The sequence below is a fragment of the Nosocomiicoccus sp. HMSC059G07 genome (assembly GCF_001815515.1).
Lineage (GTDB): Bacteria > Bacillota > Bacilli > Staphylococcales > Salinicoccaceae > Nosocomiicoccus > Nosocomiicoccus ampullae_A.
The window spans coordinates 1-14,035 of sequence record NZ_KV820789.1; the positions used below are offsets into that span (position 1 = coordinate 1).

A 14,035-nucleotide genomic window follows, 5' to 3' on the forward strand; every position below is an offset into this window, starting at 1 on the left:
GTTAGATAAAAAATTATATTTAACAAAAAGTGATTAATTCGGACGAAATATGTTAAATATATCCGAATATCTAACAGAATCACTAAAATTTTGTTAAATATAATTTCTCAAAGTTTCCCTATTACTCTTTTAAAGATAAAACACCCAAACGCCCCAAAAAACCCCTATCTCCACAAAACTCCTGTAAACTATAAGTAACATTTTTATCGAGGAGAGATATTATGGATGCTTATGAAATTCGTCAAGAGATTCGAAATGGCCGACATAAGAATACGACGTCTGGTTTAGCAAATGATAACGTGCAGGCGAATCTTGTTGTGCTACCTAAAGCATACGCATTTGATTTTTTACTGTATGCACTTCGCAATCAAACACCGATTCCGATTATTGAGGTGCTCGAAGATGGTAAGTATATCAGCCGCTTCGCGAAGGATTCTGATATTCGTACTGATATTCCGTTTTATAATATTTATAAGAACGGAACGCTCGTCGACACTGTCGAAGACGTAACAGACATTTGGCAAGATGATTTTGTTTCATTTTTAATCGGCTGTAGTTTTACATTCGAAGACGCGTTAATGAAAGGCGATATCTCGCTGAAGCATATTGAACAACATAAAAACGTCGCGATGTATAAAACAAACATCCCAACAGAGCGTGCAGGTATTTTCCATGGTAATATGGTCGTTTCAATGCGCCCGATTAAAAAGAATCTAGTTGATAAAGCAATCGAGATTACATCTCAGTTTAAAAATATGCATGGAGGTCCGGTTCATGTCGGAGATCCACGTGCAATTGGGATCGAAGATATCACAAAACCTGATTATGGTGATTCGATCGATATTGCAGACGATGAAGTACCAGTATTTTGGGGATGTGGAGTCACTCCACAAAACGCAATTTTACAAGCGAAACCTTCGATTATGATTAGCCATAAACCAGGGCATATGTTTATTACTGACATTAATAACGAGGCGTTTAAAGAAGAATAAAAAATGAGTCCTATTTTGAAACTTCTATCCGTTTGGCTATCAAAACCAACCATTCGAGAGTTCAAATAGGACTCGTACTTTTTATAATGGATTTAGTTTTTATGCTTTGCTTCTAATATTGCTAAAATTTCTTCGCGCGTCGGCATTCCACTTTGCGCGCCGAATTTCGTAACACTCAGTGCACCTGATGCGTTCGCAAATCGTAAACTTTCTTTCAAACCTTTTCCGCGTGCGAGTTCACTTACAAGTGCGCCGTTAAAAGTGTCTCCTGCTCCTGTCGTATCGACAACTTCTGCTTTAAAACTTCCGATACTTACTTCTTTTTTATCTTCATAATAAAAACAACCATTCGAACCGTTCGTCACGATAATTTTGTCGATATAATCATCCATTAAATTTGAGTGGTAGGACTTTAACTGATCCAGCTCGATTTTGTTCGGTGTGATGTATGTACATGCGTCTAAAATGTTGTCCGTGAGTGCCGATGCTGGCGCTGGATTCACTATTAACGGCACATCGTTTTCTTTACAAATTGTCGCGAGATAATCGACTGTTTCGATTGGAATTTCTAGCTGTGTTAACACGTAATCACTATCGATTACTTTATCTTTATGTACTTCTAAAAATTCAGGAGTTACGTGTGCGTTTGCACCAGGCACGATAATAATCGAGTTGTCTTTGTCAGCAAGTGTAATACACGCAAGCCCTGTCGATACGTTTTTAACAGGTGTTTCATCTACAAATGTAATTCCGCGAGACTTAAAGTTTTCTAGAATCTCTTTACCGTAAACGTCGTATCCAATTCTACCGATAAACGTCACGTCACTTCCGAGTTCTCTCGCTGCTACTGCTTGGTTCGCTCCTTTACCACCACACGTCGTCACAAAATCATTACCAATAACCGTCTCTCCTGTTTTCGGAACGATATCTGTCGTAACGACGAGATCCATATTCAAACTCCCAATGACCGTAATCTTTGGAATTGTCATTGATTATCATCCTTAGCTTTTACAAATTTTATTCGTTTATATGATTCTAACAGTATAAAACAAACAATTAAAAGTCGATAGTTATACGAGACATAATAGAGATAATATCGATAACAGAAATTCGTATTGATTTCATTTATTTATTTCGTATTATATAAAATAAAGTTATAATAATATAAATTAAATTAAAAAGAAAGTGTTTTAATGGAATGGAAAATATTCCCTTTCTATAACTTATTTTTACTTGTCGGTCTTGGAATTTATTTATCAGTTTACGGCTTCTATCTTTCTGAGGGAAAGCTTGCTTATTCTGTTGCACTTTGCGGTGCACTGCTGATTGGACATGGTATCTGGAGCAGCATCCTCATGAGCAACAAGTTCAAATAAAAAACTGCACATCATTGATGTGCAGTTCTATAATGTAAGTATTTAGTTTGCCACTTCTTCGTCTTCAATCAATACAAGCTTCTCTGTCTTGTCCTCATTGAAAACTGTGACTTCTACATGTTTAGTCAAGATGTCTGAGTATGAATATGATACACATTCAAAATTATGTTTTTCTGGATCGAGCTCGACGATGAAGATTGCTGGATGTGTTTCTCTTAACACACCTTTTCGTCTTACGATTGTTCGTCTACCGCCTTGTGCTTCAAGTAATACTGGATTTCCTACTTCGTCTTCTAAGATTCCTCTTATATCTCTCAATGTCTTTGCCATAGTTCATCCACCCTTATCTTTACTTATCTTATTGTACCATTTTTTCACAATTTAGTCAATTTATTTTAAAAAGATACGGGTTTAGACTATACATTGAGATTCATATTTGTTAAAATTTAAGATTACTATTTTTGAAGCTTTCATAAATACGTGCGTATTCTTGTATTGACAAGCTTTCACCGCGTCTTTTCGGATCGATTTCAGCGGCTTCTAACATCGCTAATATGTCTTCTTTTTTCTTTTTCCCGTCTTTAAATAAGCTTTGATAGTTATTGTATATCGTCTTTCTTCTCATGACGAACGCACCACGCGTCAGTTTGAAGAATGTTTCTTCATCGTCTACTTTGACCGGAGGATTTTCGTGTCTCACGAGTTCTACGACGATCGAGTCAACATTTGGTGGTGGCATAAACACTGTTTTTGGTACGTTTTGAATGATTTTAGCTTCTGTATAGTACTGAATCGCAATCGATAAAGAACCATAACTCTTGCTGCTCGGTGACGCACTTAGACGTTCACCGACTTCTTTTTGCATCATCGTGTAAAAGCGTGAAATCTCTTTATGATACATTAAAAAGTTCATAAGAATCGGTGTCGTAATATAATACGGTAAGTTTGCGACGACGATAACTTCTTTTACGTCAGAGAATTCCTCTTTAATGACCTTTCCAATATCAGCCTGTAAGACGTCTTCATGGATGATTTTAATGTTGTCATATGGACTTAACGTGTCGTTAAGCACTGGAATCAGGCGGTCGTCGATTTCAAATGCGACGACTTTTTTAGCCACTTTTGCAAGCTGTTCAGTCAGTGACCCAATCCCTGGACCTACTTCAATAACACCGATGTCGTCGTTAATTCTCGCTTTTTTTAACACTTCTTGTATAATATTTCTGTCGATTAAAAAATTCTGTCCTAAACTTTTTTTCGTGCTAAAGTTATACTTTTCAACGATTTCTTTTGTACGACCAATTGTTGCGATGTCTTTCATCTCTATCATTCCTTATAATCTTTTAAAGCGTCTAAAATCAACTCTTTTTGAATGTTATATCGGTTAAATTTTTGACGCATACTATTTGCATTCGCGTATCCTATGTTTAGCTTCTCTGCCACGTGATGTCGTCTTTTTTTAGAATCTGGTTGCCCGGATAACTGTAAGTCGATCATGTCACTTTTTGTTATCGTTTCGACTTCAGTTTTAGCACTCGTCACGACCCTTTTTAGCGCATCTTTTAAATCTTCGGGCGATGCATTTTCAACGCCGATTTTCCCTCGTTTGTTTTTGGCTTTGTTACGACTGATGAACGCCTCTTTAATATTTGGAAATCGTTCAAGTATCGTATTTCGAATCTTTTGTCCGGGGTAATCTGGATCTGTAAATATAATTGCACCACGTGTATTTAATGCGACTTCGATTTCATCGAGTGTTCGTTTGTTTATTGCTGAGCCGTTCGTTTCAATAGTCTCACAATCAAACACCTCATTTAAACGACGTGTGTCGTCTCGGCCTTCAACGATAATGACCTCTCGTATGTATGGTTTCACTATAATTCTTCCTTTTAAGAAAAACAGGGGCATTATAGCCCCTATTTAAATATTATATATTCTCTTTGCATTTTCTGTCGTTGCCTTTTCGACTTCTTCTACAGAAATTCCACGCAGTTGTGCGATTTCTTCAGCGACGAGTCGAACGAGTTTTGGCTCGTTACGTTTGCCTCTAAATGGATGGGGTGTTAAATATGGTGCGTCTGTTTCGACGAGTAATCTGTCGAGCGGCACATATTGCGCCACTTCTTTCGGACGCTTCACGTTTTTAAATGTAATAACACCAGCAAGTGATACGTAAAAGCCCATATTTAACACACGGTCGATTTGTTCATCGGTACCGTTATGGAATGAATGCATAATACCACCGACTGATTTTGCATCGTGCGATTCTAATATGTCTATCGTGTCTTCATCTGCATCTCTATTGTGGATGACAATCGGTAAATTCACACGCTTTGCGAGTTCAATTTGTTTAATAAACACTTCTTTTTGAACGTCTTTTGGTGACTTATCCCAGTGATAGTCGAGTCCGATTTCGCCGATAGCGACGATTTTTTCGTGACTGGATAATGACTCAATCCACTCTAAATCCTCATCCGTACAATCAATTGCGTCGACTGGATGCCATCCGATAACGCCGTACACTTCGTCATACGATTCGATTAATTCCATCGTACGCTCAATTGTTTTACGGTCAAACCCGATAACGACGAATTTTTCTACGCCGTTTTCTTTTGCGCGTTCTATTACCGCATCAACTTCACCTTCATATTGATCTGCGTTTAAGTGAACGTGTGTATCAATTAGCATCGAATCACTCCTTAATTACTTTACAATGCTTCCGTTTTCTATACCGTTTGGTACAGATACGAGCGTTAATCGTGCATCTTTTTCTGCTGTTAGAATCATTCCTTGAGAAAGCTCTCCGCGAAGTTTCACAGGTTTTAAGTTCGTCACGACGAGTACTTTTTTACCGATTATTTCATCCGCTTCATAATGCTCGCGAATACCTGACACGATTTGACGCTCTTCATTTCCTAGATCGACTTGAATCTTTAGTAATTTATCTGCTTTTGGATGTTCTGATGCGTTTACGATTGTTGCGACTTTAATTTCGACTTTATCAAAGTCATCAATCGAAATTTCTTCTACTTCTTCAGCGTCTTCTTTAGGTGCTGCTGGAGCAGTCTTGGCCATCTCTTCTTTAATAAACTGAACTTCTTCTTCGACTTCAAGTCTTGGATAAATTGGCGTTGCTTTCTTTGATACTGGTGAGCTAAATGCAACTTGTCCATATGTGTAAATTGTGTTGTACTCTGTTTGAATTTCTTCAGTCAATCCGAGTTGTTCAAAAATCTTTTTAGAACCTCTCGTTAAGAATGGTTGCGTTAAAATACCGATAATACGGATATTTTCAGCGAGATGAACCATCACGTTTCCAAGTGCTTCTGTTTTTTCTTCACGAGCTAAAATCCATGGTGTTGTTTCATCGATATATTTGTTCGTACGGCTTACAATTGTCCATACCGCTTCAAGTGCGCGGTTAAACTGTAAATCGTCCATTGAATGTTCATACTTTTCAATGCTTTCTTTTACTGTGCGTTCTAAGTCAGCGTCAAAGTCGTTTTGTGCTCCGTTATACTCCGGAACTTCTCCACCGAAGTATTTGTTAATCATCGATACTGTACGGTTCACTAAGTTTCCTAAATCGTTCGCTAAATCGTAGTTCATACGGTCAACGAATGCTTCAGGTGTAAATACTCCGTCAGAACCAAATGGTACTTCACGCATTAAGTAGTAACGTACTGCATCGAGTCCAAAGCGTTCAACGAGCATACCTGGATACACGACGTTCCCTTTAGACTTAGACATTTTACCGTCTTTCATCAGTAACCAGCCGTGACCAAAGATACGTTTAGGTAATGGAAGATCTAGAGCAAGTAACATAATCGGCCAATAAATCGCATGGAAACGTACGATTTCTTTACCGATCATTTGAACGTTTGCTGGCCAATATTTTTCAAAGTTAGACGGGTCATCACTTTTATACCCAAGTGCTGTAATGTAGTTTGCAAGTGCGTCAATCCATACGTAAATGACGTGTTTCGGGTTTGAACGCACTGGGATTCCCCAACTAAATGACGTACGCGTTACAGCTAAGTCTTCGAGCCCTGGCTTAATAAAGTTATTGATCATTTCATGCTTTCTTGATAATGGTAAAATGAACTCTGGGTTTTTATCATAATATTCTAATAGCTGATCCGCATACTTACTCATCTTAAAGAAATAACTTTCTTCTTTTACACGCTCAACTTCGTGACCGCTCGGCGCTTTACCACCAATTACATTGCCGTCTTCATCTTTATATACTTCAGCGAGTTGTGTTTCTGTAAAGTATTCTTCGTCTGATACTGAATACCAACCTTCATACTCTCCAAGATAAATATCACCTTGCTCTAACAGTTGCTCAAAAATATCTTGAACTGCTTTTTTATGGTACTCATCTGTCGTACGGATAAACTGATCATTTGTAATGTCTAGTAATTCCCACAGCTCTTTAATATCTTTTACCATACCATCGAGATACTGTTTTGGTGATTCATTTAAGCTTTTTGCTTTCGTTTCAATTTTTTGACCATGCTCATCTGTACCTGTTAAGTAGTGCACGTCGTATCCTTGTAGGCGCTTATAGCGTGCAAGAACATCTGTTGCGATTGTTGTATACGAATTACCGATGTGCAGTTGACCACTCGGATAGTAAATTGGCGTCGTAATATAAAATGTTTCTTTCGTCATGGAAATCTCCTCTGTCTTCATTTATTAAATTCTATGATACGTATCATATACGTCTTGTGTTTTTAATTTACGTAATTTTGCCACTTCTTTAATGGCGGCTTTTGGTTTTAATCCTCTTTCAATTAGTATATCGACATGCGTGTTTATATCCATATCAAATTCTTCAACTGAATCGTCAATATATCCTTCTATTACTATAACAAATTCGCCCTTTAAAGGGATGTCTGACGCGAGCATTTCTTTAACGTTTTTAGCTGAGTCTGTCACCGTTTGTTCGAATTTTTTCGTGATTTCTCGAGAGATTGAAACGACTCTATTTTCATCGAATTTATAAATATCGTCGATGAGTTGTTTTACACGATATGGCGACTCATATAAGACGGATGTTTTATCGTGAGTTAGAATTTCTTCTAACTTTTCTTTCCGTTTCTTATTAGATTTTGGTAAAAATCCGAAGTATGTGAATTCAAATGATTCGATACCAGATAATACAATTGCTTGCTGAAATGCACTCGCTGCTGGAATCACTGTATATTTTAAATCTTCCTGTTGCATACTTTTAACAAGTTCATATCCTGGATCAGATATAATTGGCATCCCAGCATCACTCACAAGTGCGAACACCGTGCCGTCTTTCATCTTTTCTATTATATCTTTTGTCGCTGTCTCTTTGTTAAAATCGTGATAACTTTTTAATGGTGTATCGATATCAAAATGATTTAATAATTTGATCGTCATTCGCGTATCTTCCGCTAAAATAACATCGACGTTTTTTAGAGTATCAATTTGTCTAAAACTCGCATCTTCTAAGTTACCAATCGGTGTCCCTACAATGTATAAATTCATCGTTTCACCTCAGACATTAAAGCTTCTTTTTGTACACGCGTGAATTGTTTAATCTCATATTCTCGTTTTAACGCTTCACTTTTCGTGTTAAAACACTCTGTATATTTTAAAGTGACTGGACGTCTTGCGCGTGTGTATTTCGCACCTTTACCACTATTATGTACGTCGATACGTGCATCGACGTCGATTGCATATCCCGTGTAATACGTGCCGTCACTACATTGTGCGATATAGATATGATGTTTACCCATAATATATCTCTTCCACTTCTTTTGTGTATGTGCCATTTTCATCGTAAATATAAAGTGGCGGTAACACTTTTACGAGCGCGGTACTATTAAATATCGATTCAACGAGCACAAAGTGCGCAGTCTCATTCGTTCGTTTACTATAAACAAATTGTAGTTTTGATACTGTAAAATTATGTTCATGTAATAATGAGATAATTTCATGCACACGTTCTGCACGGTGTACCATATAAAATTTACCTTTATTGTTAATGAGGTAACGTGCCGCTTTAATAATCCCTTTTAAATCAATTAAAACTTCACTGCGTGCGATTTCGTGATGCGTCAAACTATGCGTCGGCTGATTGTTTTTAAAGTACGGTGGATTTACTGTAATTAAATCAAACACTGAGTGGTTGTACTTTAATTTTACATCATTTAAATCGAGGTGCTCAATCTCTATCTGTGTGCTTTTATCGTTTAATTCTATTGAACGCTTAGCCATATCGACAAGTCTTTCCTGGACTTCGATTCCGGTAATTGGCTTTTTCGTTTTATAAGATAAAAGCAACGGAATAATCCCATTTCCTGTACAAAAATCTGCGATTGTTTTAACACGCTTTGTAACGTGGACAAAGTTTGCAAGTAATAACGCATCAATAGAAAAGCTAAACGTTTCTTCACTTTGAATGATTTGCATATTCTCACGATATAACTCATCTAAACGTTCGTTTTCTTTTAACATAAATCATATCTCCCCATAAAATAAAAGCAGCTAAACGCTGCTTTTATAAGTCTCGAGTTAAAATTTCTTGGCAGAAGAGACATTTTTCACCGTGACGATGTGTCCCAAACGATACGTTACAGACGTGAAAACCTTCATCGTACATACTTTGTAACGTATTGCTTTTAAATGATTCGCGTTCTGGCTTCTCTTTATCCGCCGTTGTCTCTATTAACAATTGTTTAAAGTTGTTATTTTCCATTTCTAAACGAACATTTTCTTCTAACAGCTTTACTGTTCGTGTCTTTAACTCATCGAATTCAGCATTCATCGTTTCAAGGTGTTTTTCCATTTTGAGAATATGATCAAATAGCTCATCTCGCATTACTACACCTCATTTGCTTCTAATTCGTCTAAACTAAATTCGTAAATATAGTTATCTTTATTTTTCGTGCGGATTTGTAGTTCTAATATATTTAAACCGATAACCTCAACTTTACCTTTCGGTGTGTAGATAAACTCACCGACATCTGGCAACCTTTTACGCGCAGATTCGTAATGATCATTCTCGTAACTTAAACAGCACATTAAACGACCACACGCTCCAGATATTTTAACTGGCGTGAGTGATAAGTCTTGGTTTTTCGCCATTTGTATTGACACCGGTTCAAAGCTACCTAAATAAGTCGAACAACAGTGACTATAGCCACATGGGCCTACGCCACCAAGATAACGCGCTTTTTCTCGTAGACCGACTTGTCTTAACTCGATACGCGTTTTAAATTCTTGAGCAAGAATACGTACGAGCGATCTAAAATCGACACGTTCATCCGCCGTAAAGAAAAATATAAGTTTTTCTTTATCTAATGAATACTTCGACGTAATTAAATGCATACCAAGTTTTTCATCTTTAACAGCGTCTCTACAAAACTGTAATGCCGCTTCTGCATCTCTATCATTTAGTGCATCATTTTCAAAGTCTTCGTCTGTCGCTAGACGGATAAAACGACCGTCTGGCTCGACGATGTTTTCCTCTGTGACGTTTATATTTTCTTGAAGGACTTTGTGTAAAAACTTACCGTGTCTCGTCTCTGCGACGATGATGTCATCATATTTTAGTTGTTCACCGTTTTTTACTTCAATAAATACTATTTCGTTATATTTTAAAAGTGTTGCTTTTACTACTGTCAGCATAACACGCTCAACCTTTCGAGCTAATAATCATGCTCTCCAAAACGAGCATATTGTTTACATTGAAGTTCAGCATTTTATTTGCTTCTTCTATCTTTTCTAAGTTTCTTGTCAATTGAATCACATTGACTAAGTTTGTTAGTTCAATGTTAAATAGTTTCGACTGCTCAATTTGTAATACGTCATACATTGCTTCACGCATCATACCATCTAATAACGTTAACACTAAGAAATAATCTTTACGTTCTTTACATAGTTCTACGAGAGACGTCAAACGGATTAACGCGCGTGCGTCTTTTTTCAGCCACAGTTCAGCTACTTTCTTTGATTCCGTTACAATTTTTGAAAATCGATCTTCAAGTTCAATGATGTGATGATAATCAAGTCCATACTGACTGACGATTTGCTGTAGCCCCTGAGAAAGATGAGATAACTCTTCGATTGTTTCATCTTGTCTTCTCGGTATATACATATACTGACTTCTTGATAGTGTCGTCGGTAAAATATTACTCTTATCTGTTGTAAGCAATATCGCAATTGTATTTTTTGGTGGTTCTTCTAAAAACTTTAACAGACTATTTTCTGCTTGAACTGTTAGCTTTTCAAACGACTCAATAATATAAACTTTAAAGTTTGATTGAACCGGCTTTTGACTCATTTGGTACATGACGTCTTGAACGTCTTCTTTTTTAATTGTCGCTCTATCTGTTTGTAGATAATAAAAATCTGGATGATTCAGCGATTCAACCATTGTTTTGCTGCGCGTATCATCTGAAAGAATTTTCGTTGCGAATTCCATAGATACAGATTTTAACGTCTCTAAAGAATCACTTTCAAATAAGTACGTATGACTGAGCTTATTATTTTCGATGATTTTATTTAACGTATGAGAAATATCGACCATACTTAAAATCTTTCAAATTGTTCAATCGGTAGGACGAATACTGTCGCTCCGCCTACTTCTACTTCTACTGGATACGGAATATATGAATCCGCGTTGCCACCCATCGGAGTTACTGGTGCAACTGTTTGTTCGCGGTTTCCGCATGTGTCATCGATAACGTTTAATAACTCATCGACGCGCTCATCTTGAACACCACAAAGGAATGTCGTGTTACCTGAACGTAAAAATCCCCCTGTTGAAGCGAGTTTCGTGTTTCTAAAATTATTTTTCGTTAATTTATCTGAAAGTCTTTGACTGTCGTGATCTTGAACGATCGCAATTACCATTTTCATGACTATTCACCTCTAGATTTTATAAATTGTGTGATTGCATCAATCGTATCGTGTAATACAGCGTCTATGTCTTGATTCGCATCAATCGTTTTAATGCGCTCCGGATACTGTTCTGATAACTTATTATATCCCATAACTACACGTTCATGAAAGTCTATCTCTTCGTTGTCTAGACGGTTATGTTCAACGTCATTATCTTTTTTACGTAACAACCCAATTTTTGGATCGAGTTTTAAGTAAATCGTTAAATCTGGCATATGTGTATCGATCGCAAATTTGTTAATTTGAAATATCGGATCAAATCCTAACCCTCTTGCGTAACCTTGATATGCCAAACTACTATCTATAAATCGATCGCATAATACAATTTTACCATGATTTAATGCAGGAAGTATCTTTTCAACTAAATGAACACGTCTACTCGCTGCAAATAGTAGTGCTTCTGTATGTCCATCCATATGATACGTTTCGTCTAACAATAAGTCTCGTATCGACTCGCTTAACGGAATACCTCCTGGTTCACGCGTGACAAGCGTTTCGTAATGTTTTAAAAGATAGTCGTTCACACCTTTTATTATCGTTGATTTTCCGGACCCTTCTGGCCCTTCAAACGTAATGAAGATACCCATGTTATACCTCTATATTATAATACTCTAAGTTTTTCCTTAGTCCTTCTATTTTAACATTTTTCTTAACAAATTCATCCAGTCTATTAATATCAATCACTTCACCTGCTAATATTAACGGAACGCCTGGCGGATACGGCGTGATTGTTTCAACTGCACGTTTACCGTGGAGTTCAGAAATATCGATTGTTATTTCATCTAACTCCTTAACTGTTAAATTCCTAATCGCTTCTAATAATTGTTCAAACGGATATCGGTCGTTATCATGCCATAACGGTAAGCACCAAAGCACCCCGCGCTCACTCACCATTTCGCTATAAATGTTAACGTTTCTAAGACTACGTTCTAAATCATATGGGGAGTGACCCTCTTTGTTTAATACAATTTTTGCAGGATCATCGACAGTTTCAACAGATATATCACACTGCTTTAAATGATGAATTAACTGTTCACGTTTTTTAAAAAATATAGGATCATCAAATGTATTATAAAAGCGTTGTGCACTTTCGATTGATGCCATCACTAAATAGTTCGGCGATGACGTTTCAATTATATTAATATAGTGCATCATACGATCATGAATTGATTTATCTTTAACAAACGTGACTGAAGCGCCAGTTAAACTCGGCAACATTTTATGATACGACTGAATCACGACATCGGCGTCACTATCGATAAGTGAAGATGGAAAGTTTTCTGTCATACTAAAATGTGCACCGTGCGCTTCATCGACAATAACGTAACCTCCACGCTGTTTAACATCAGTAATCGTATCTTTAACATCTAACACGTCACCATAATAAGTCGGAGACGTTATAACGACGACGTCTCTTTTTTTAATGTGACTCAAACGAAATTCTAGAGGTGTTTTATCGAGCAACGAAAGCCCATTATATAAAGATTTATGAGCGTCATCAATATAGAAAAAATTATTATTTTGATGATTTAATGCGTGTATCGATGCTAACATCCCTGTCGTAGAACCATTTACAACGAGTTGTGCGTATCTATTATACGGACTACCTAGTGTATCGTTTAATTCTTTTAGTACGTCTTCAGGTTCATGTAAATTATCTAATCCTGGAACTTCCGTTAAATCATAATCGATTTTAATGTCAGATAAAAAACCAATCGTATTATTTTTATGGCCAGGAACGTGCATTGAAATACCGCTGCTTACTTTTTTTAATGCATCTTGTAATTTCATTTAATTACCTCTAATCAATTAAGCCTTCTTCTCTTAATAACTCCATCGCAACTTCTTTTTCAGTTTTACCGTTGATGTCGACACGTTTATTTAATTCACGCATTCTGTCGTCATCGATATTTCCTGCAAATGAATTTAAAATATCTCTAAGCTCTGGATGTTTTTTAAGAAGTTCTTTGTTTACGACAGGTGCCGCGTAATATGGTGGGAATAGATTTTTATCGTCTTCTATTACCTTTAAATCAAACGCCTCGATTCGCGCGTCTGTTGCGTATACGTCTGCAACGTCGATGTTATTCGTACGAAGAGACTCATAAACGATCCCTGAATCTAACGTTTCAACTCGACTTTATTGATGTCTTTGATGTTTTTATCATCTATATATATGTCGCCTTCTGTCATTTCTGTTAAACGGTTAATCATTTCCATCGTTGTCGTCTTTCCGCTACCAGATGGACCAATGATAACAAATAACTCATTTGACTCTATATCAAAATTTATATGATCAACGGCTAAAAAATCGCAATATGCTTTTGTTACATTTCTAAATGAGATCATAGTAACCTCCTGTGGCTTTTTTCTAAAGGTATACGGTTCATTATAGATATTCTATAAGGCAAATTCAAAAGAAGGGGCTAGTAGTGATAAAGAATGAAGAAATAAATTAATTGTCAAATAAATAAAAAGATATTAACGCAAAGACATTTTGTATAAACAAGCTTCTATTATTTTAATAAAAACAGGACTTGCGTAAAAAGGGAAAGCAATACGTTGACACAAATGCAGTAATTGTTAACATAACGAAGTACTATTTAACGCAAATCGATTTAGCGTCAAATAACTAAAAGCTGAAGATAATCGACCACTGTATATAACTTATATTTTATAAAATATAAAAGAACAAAAAAAGGAGACCCTATAGGGTCTCCAATGAGT

Annotated in this window: 19 protein-coding genes; 2 read left to right on the plus strand and 17 right to left on the minus strand. The window is 36.6% G+C overall.

Annotated features, from left to right (window positions below; all coding sequences use genetic code 11):
• The first annotated feature begins 221 nt into the window (after positions 1 to 221).
• Positions 222 to 992 (plus strand): putative hydro-lyase, encoded by a 771-nt coding sequence (locus tag HMPREF3029_RS02465; RefSeq protein ID WP_070623062.1) that lies wholly within the window; start codon positions 222 to 224, stop codon positions 990 to 992.
• Between the two features lie 92 nt (positions 993 to 1,084).
• Here the strand turns inward: HMPREF3029_RS02465 and rbsK are convergent, their stop codons facing one another.
• Complete coding sequence (gene rbsK / locus HMPREF3029_RS02470; protein WP_371327358.1) at positions 1,085 to 1,981, minus strand: ribokinase; 897 nt, start codon at positions 1,979 to 1,981, stop codon at positions 1,085 to 1,087.
• A 204-nt stretch (positions 1,982 to 2,185) separates the two neighbouring features.
• Here rbsK and HMPREF3029_RS09345 point away from each other — a divergent pair, with 204 nt between their 5' ends.
• On the plus strand, positions 2,186 to 2,368 hold the full coding sequence (locus HMPREF3029_RS09345; RefSeq protein WP_102167873.1) for a hypothetical protein: 183 nt from the start codon (positions 2,186 to 2,188) through the stop codon (positions 2,366 to 2,368).
• A 42-nt stretch (positions 2,369 to 2,410) separates the two neighbouring features.
• On the opposite strand, the gene HMPREF3029_RS02475 is transcribed toward HMPREF3029_RS09345, so the two are convergent.
• The 16 genes from HMPREF3029_RS02475 to HMPREF3029_RS02545 all read right to left on the minus strand — a co-directional run bounded on the left by HMPREF3029_RS02475 (position 2,411) and on the right by HMPREF3029_RS02545 (position 13,657).
• Positions 2,411 to 2,698: a Veg family protein gene (locus HMPREF3029_RS02475; RefSeq protein WP_040928170.1), complete on the minus strand. Its 288-nt coding sequence runs from the start codon at positions 2,696 to 2,698 to the stop codon at positions 2,411 to 2,413.
• A gap of 109 nt (positions 2,699 to 2,807) precedes the next feature.
• Positions 2,808 to 3,695: a 16S rRNA (adenine(1518)-N(6)/adenine(1519)-N(6))-dimethyltransferase RsmA gene (gene rsmA, locus HMPREF3029_RS02480; protein ID WP_070623152.1), complete on the minus strand. Its 888-nt coding sequence runs from the start codon at positions 3,693 to 3,695 to the stop codon at positions 2,808 to 2,810.
• Positions 3,695 to 4,243: a ribonuclease M5 gene (rnmV, locus tag HMPREF3029_RS02485; protein ID WP_246828771.1), complete on the minus strand. Its 549-nt coding sequence runs from the start codon at positions 4,241 to 4,243 to the stop codon at positions 3,695 to 3,697. Before rnmV ends, rsmA begins: the two co-directional genes overlap by 1 nt.
• 45 nt (positions 4,244 to 4,288) lie before the next feature.
• Complete coding sequence (locus HMPREF3029_RS02490) at positions 4,289 to 5,056, minus strand: TatD family hydrolase (protein WP_070709564.1); 768 nt, start codon at positions 5,054 to 5,056, stop codon at positions 4,289 to 4,291.
• A 15-nt stretch (positions 5,057 to 5,071) separates the two neighbouring features.
• Entirely contained in the window at positions 5,072 to 7,042 is a 1,971-nt protein-coding gene (gene metG / locus HMPREF3029_RS02495; RefSeq protein WP_070709566.1) for a methionine--tRNA ligase, read from the minus strand.
• Positions 7,043 to 7,066: 24 nt separating this feature from the next.
• On the minus strand, positions 7,067 to 7,888 hold the full coding sequence (gene rsmI, locus HMPREF3029_RS02500) for a 16S rRNA (cytidine(1402)-2'-O)-methyltransferase (RefSeq protein ID WP_070458289.1): 822 nt from the start codon (positions 7,886 to 7,888) through the stop codon (positions 7,067 to 7,069).
• Positions 7,885 to 8,139 (minus strand): GIY-YIG nuclease family protein, encoded by a 255-nt coding sequence (locus HMPREF3029_RS02505; protein WP_068128670.1) that lies wholly within the window; start codon positions 8,137 to 8,139, stop codon positions 7,885 to 7,887. Before HMPREF3029_RS02505 ends, rsmI begins: the two co-directional genes overlap by 4 nt.
• Positions 8,132 to 8,860 carry a tRNA1(Val) (adenine(37)-N6)-methyltransferase gene (locus HMPREF3029_RS02510; RefSeq protein ID WP_068128672.1) on the minus strand — a complete coding sequence of 243 codons (729 nt, stop codon included), beginning with the start codon at positions 8,858 to 8,860 and terminating at the stop codon, positions 8,132 to 8,134. Before HMPREF3029_RS02510 ends, HMPREF3029_RS02505 begins: the two co-directional genes overlap by 8 nt.
• 43 nt (positions 8,861 to 8,903) lie before the next feature.
• On the minus strand, positions 8,904 to 9,224 hold the full coding sequence (locus tag HMPREF3029_RS02515) for an initiation-control protein YabA (RefSeq protein ID WP_040928164.1): 321 nt from the start codon (positions 9,222 to 9,224) through the stop codon (positions 8,904 to 8,906).
• A 2-nt stretch (positions 9,225 to 9,226) separates the two neighbouring features.
• Positions 9,227 to 10,033 carry a PSP1 domain-containing protein gene (locus HMPREF3029_RS02520; RefSeq protein WP_070623053.1) on the minus strand — a complete coding sequence of 269 codons (807 nt, stop codon included), beginning with the start codon at positions 10,031 to 10,033 and terminating at the stop codon, positions 9,227 to 9,229.
• A 7-nt stretch (positions 10,034 to 10,040) separates the two neighbouring features.
• Positions 10,041 to 10,934 (minus strand): hypothetical protein, encoded by an 894-nt coding sequence (locus tag HMPREF3029_RS02525; RefSeq protein WP_070709568.1) that lies wholly within the window; start codon positions 10,932 to 10,934, stop codon positions 10,041 to 10,043.
• Between the two features lie 2 nt (positions 10,935 to 10,936).
• Positions 10,937 to 11,266, minus strand: a complete 330-nt coding sequence (locus HMPREF3029_RS02530) for a cyclic-di-AMP receptor (RefSeq protein WP_040928162.1) — start codon at positions 11,264 to 11,266, stop codon at positions 10,937 to 10,939.
• Between the two features lie 2 nt (positions 11,267 to 11,268).
• Positions 11,269 to 11,895: a dTMP kinase gene (gene tmk / locus HMPREF3029_RS02535; RefSeq protein WP_070709570.1), complete on the minus strand. Its 627-nt coding sequence runs from the start codon at positions 11,893 to 11,895 to the stop codon at positions 11,269 to 11,271.
• Position 11,896: 1 nt separating this feature from the next.
• Positions 11,897 to 13,099 carry an Orn/Lys/Arg family decarboxylase gene (locus tag HMPREF3029_RS02540; protein ID WP_070623046.1) on the minus strand — a complete coding sequence of 401 codons (1,203 nt, stop codon included), beginning with the start codon at positions 13,097 to 13,099 and terminating at the stop codon, positions 11,897 to 11,899.
• A gap of 10 nt (positions 13,100 to 13,109) precedes the next feature.
• Positions 13,110 to 13,421 (minus strand): glycine betaine ABC transporter substrate-binding protein, encoded by a 312-nt coding sequence (locus HMPREF3029_RS09070; RefSeq protein ID WP_083302070.1) that lies wholly within the window; start codon positions 13,419 to 13,421, stop codon positions 13,110 to 13,112.
• 8 nt (positions 13,422 to 13,429) lie between these two features.
• Entirely contained in the window at positions 13,430 to 13,657 is a 228-nt protein-coding gene (locus HMPREF3029_RS02545) for an ATP-binding cassette domain-containing protein (protein ID WP_070623043.1), read from the minus strand.
• Positions 13,658 to 14,035 lie beyond the last annotated feature (378 nt).

Coding starts and splice junctions, on each gene's coding strand:
- HMPREF3029_RS02475 (WP_040928170.1), bottom strand. CDS start 2,698: ATGGCAAAGACATTGAGAGATATAAGAGGAATCTTAGAAGACGAAGTA.
- tmk (WP_070709570.1), bottom strand. CDS start 11,895: ATGGGTATCTTCATTACGTTTGAAGGGCCAGAAGGGTCCGGAAAATCA.
- HMPREF3029_RS02545 (WP_070623043.1), bottom strand. CDS start 13,657: ATGATCTCATTTAGAAATGTAACAAAAGCATATTGCGATTTTTTAGCC.
- HMPREF3029_RS02510 (WP_068128672.1), bottom strand. CDS start 8,860: ATGTTAAAAGAAAACGAACGTTTAGATGAGTTATATCGTGAGAATATG.
- rbsK (WP_371327358.1), bottom strand. CDS start 1,981: ATGACAATTCCAAAGATTACGGTCATTGGGAGTTTGAATATGGATCTC.
- metG (WP_070709566.1), bottom strand. CDS start 7,042: ATGACGAAAGAAACATTTTATATTACGACGCCAATTTACTATCCGAGT.
- HMPREF3029_RS09345 (WP_102167873.1), top strand. CDS start 2,186: ATGGAATGGAAAATATTCCCTTTCTATAACTTATTTTTACTTGTCGGT.
- HMPREF3029_RS02490 (WP_070709564.1), bottom strand. CDS start 5,056: ATGCTAATTGATACACACGTTCACTTAAACGCAGATCAATATGAAGGT.
- HMPREF3029_RS02515 (WP_040928164.1), bottom strand. CDS start 9,224: ATGCGAGATGAGCTATTTGATCATATTCTCAAAATGGAAAAACACCTT.
- HMPREF3029_RS02530 (WP_040928162.1), bottom strand. CDS start 11,266: ATGAAAATGGTAATTGCGATCGTTCAAGATCACGACAGTCAAAGACTT.
- HMPREF3029_RS02540 (WP_070623046.1), bottom strand. CDS start 13,099: ATGAAATTACAAGATGCATTAAAAAAAGTAAGCAGCGGTATTTCAATG.
- HMPREF3029_RS02505 (WP_068128670.1), bottom strand. CDS start 8,139: ATGGGTAAACATCATATCTATATCGCACAATGTAGTGACGGCACGTAT.
- HMPREF3029_RS02525 (WP_070709568.1), bottom strand. CDS start 10,934: ATGGTCGATATTTCTCATACGTTAAATAAAATCATCGAAAATAATAAG.
- rsmI (WP_070458289.1), bottom strand. CDS start 7,888: ATGAATTTATACATTGTAGGGACACCGATTGGTAACTTAGAAGATGCG.
- HMPREF3029_RS02520 (WP_070623053.1), bottom strand. CDS start 10,033: ATGCTGACAGTAGTAAAAGCAACACTTTTAAAATATAACGAAATAGTA.
- HMPREF3029_RS02465 (WP_070623062.1), top strand. CDS start 222: ATGGATGCTTATGAAATTCGTCAAGAGATTCGAAATGGCCGACATAAG.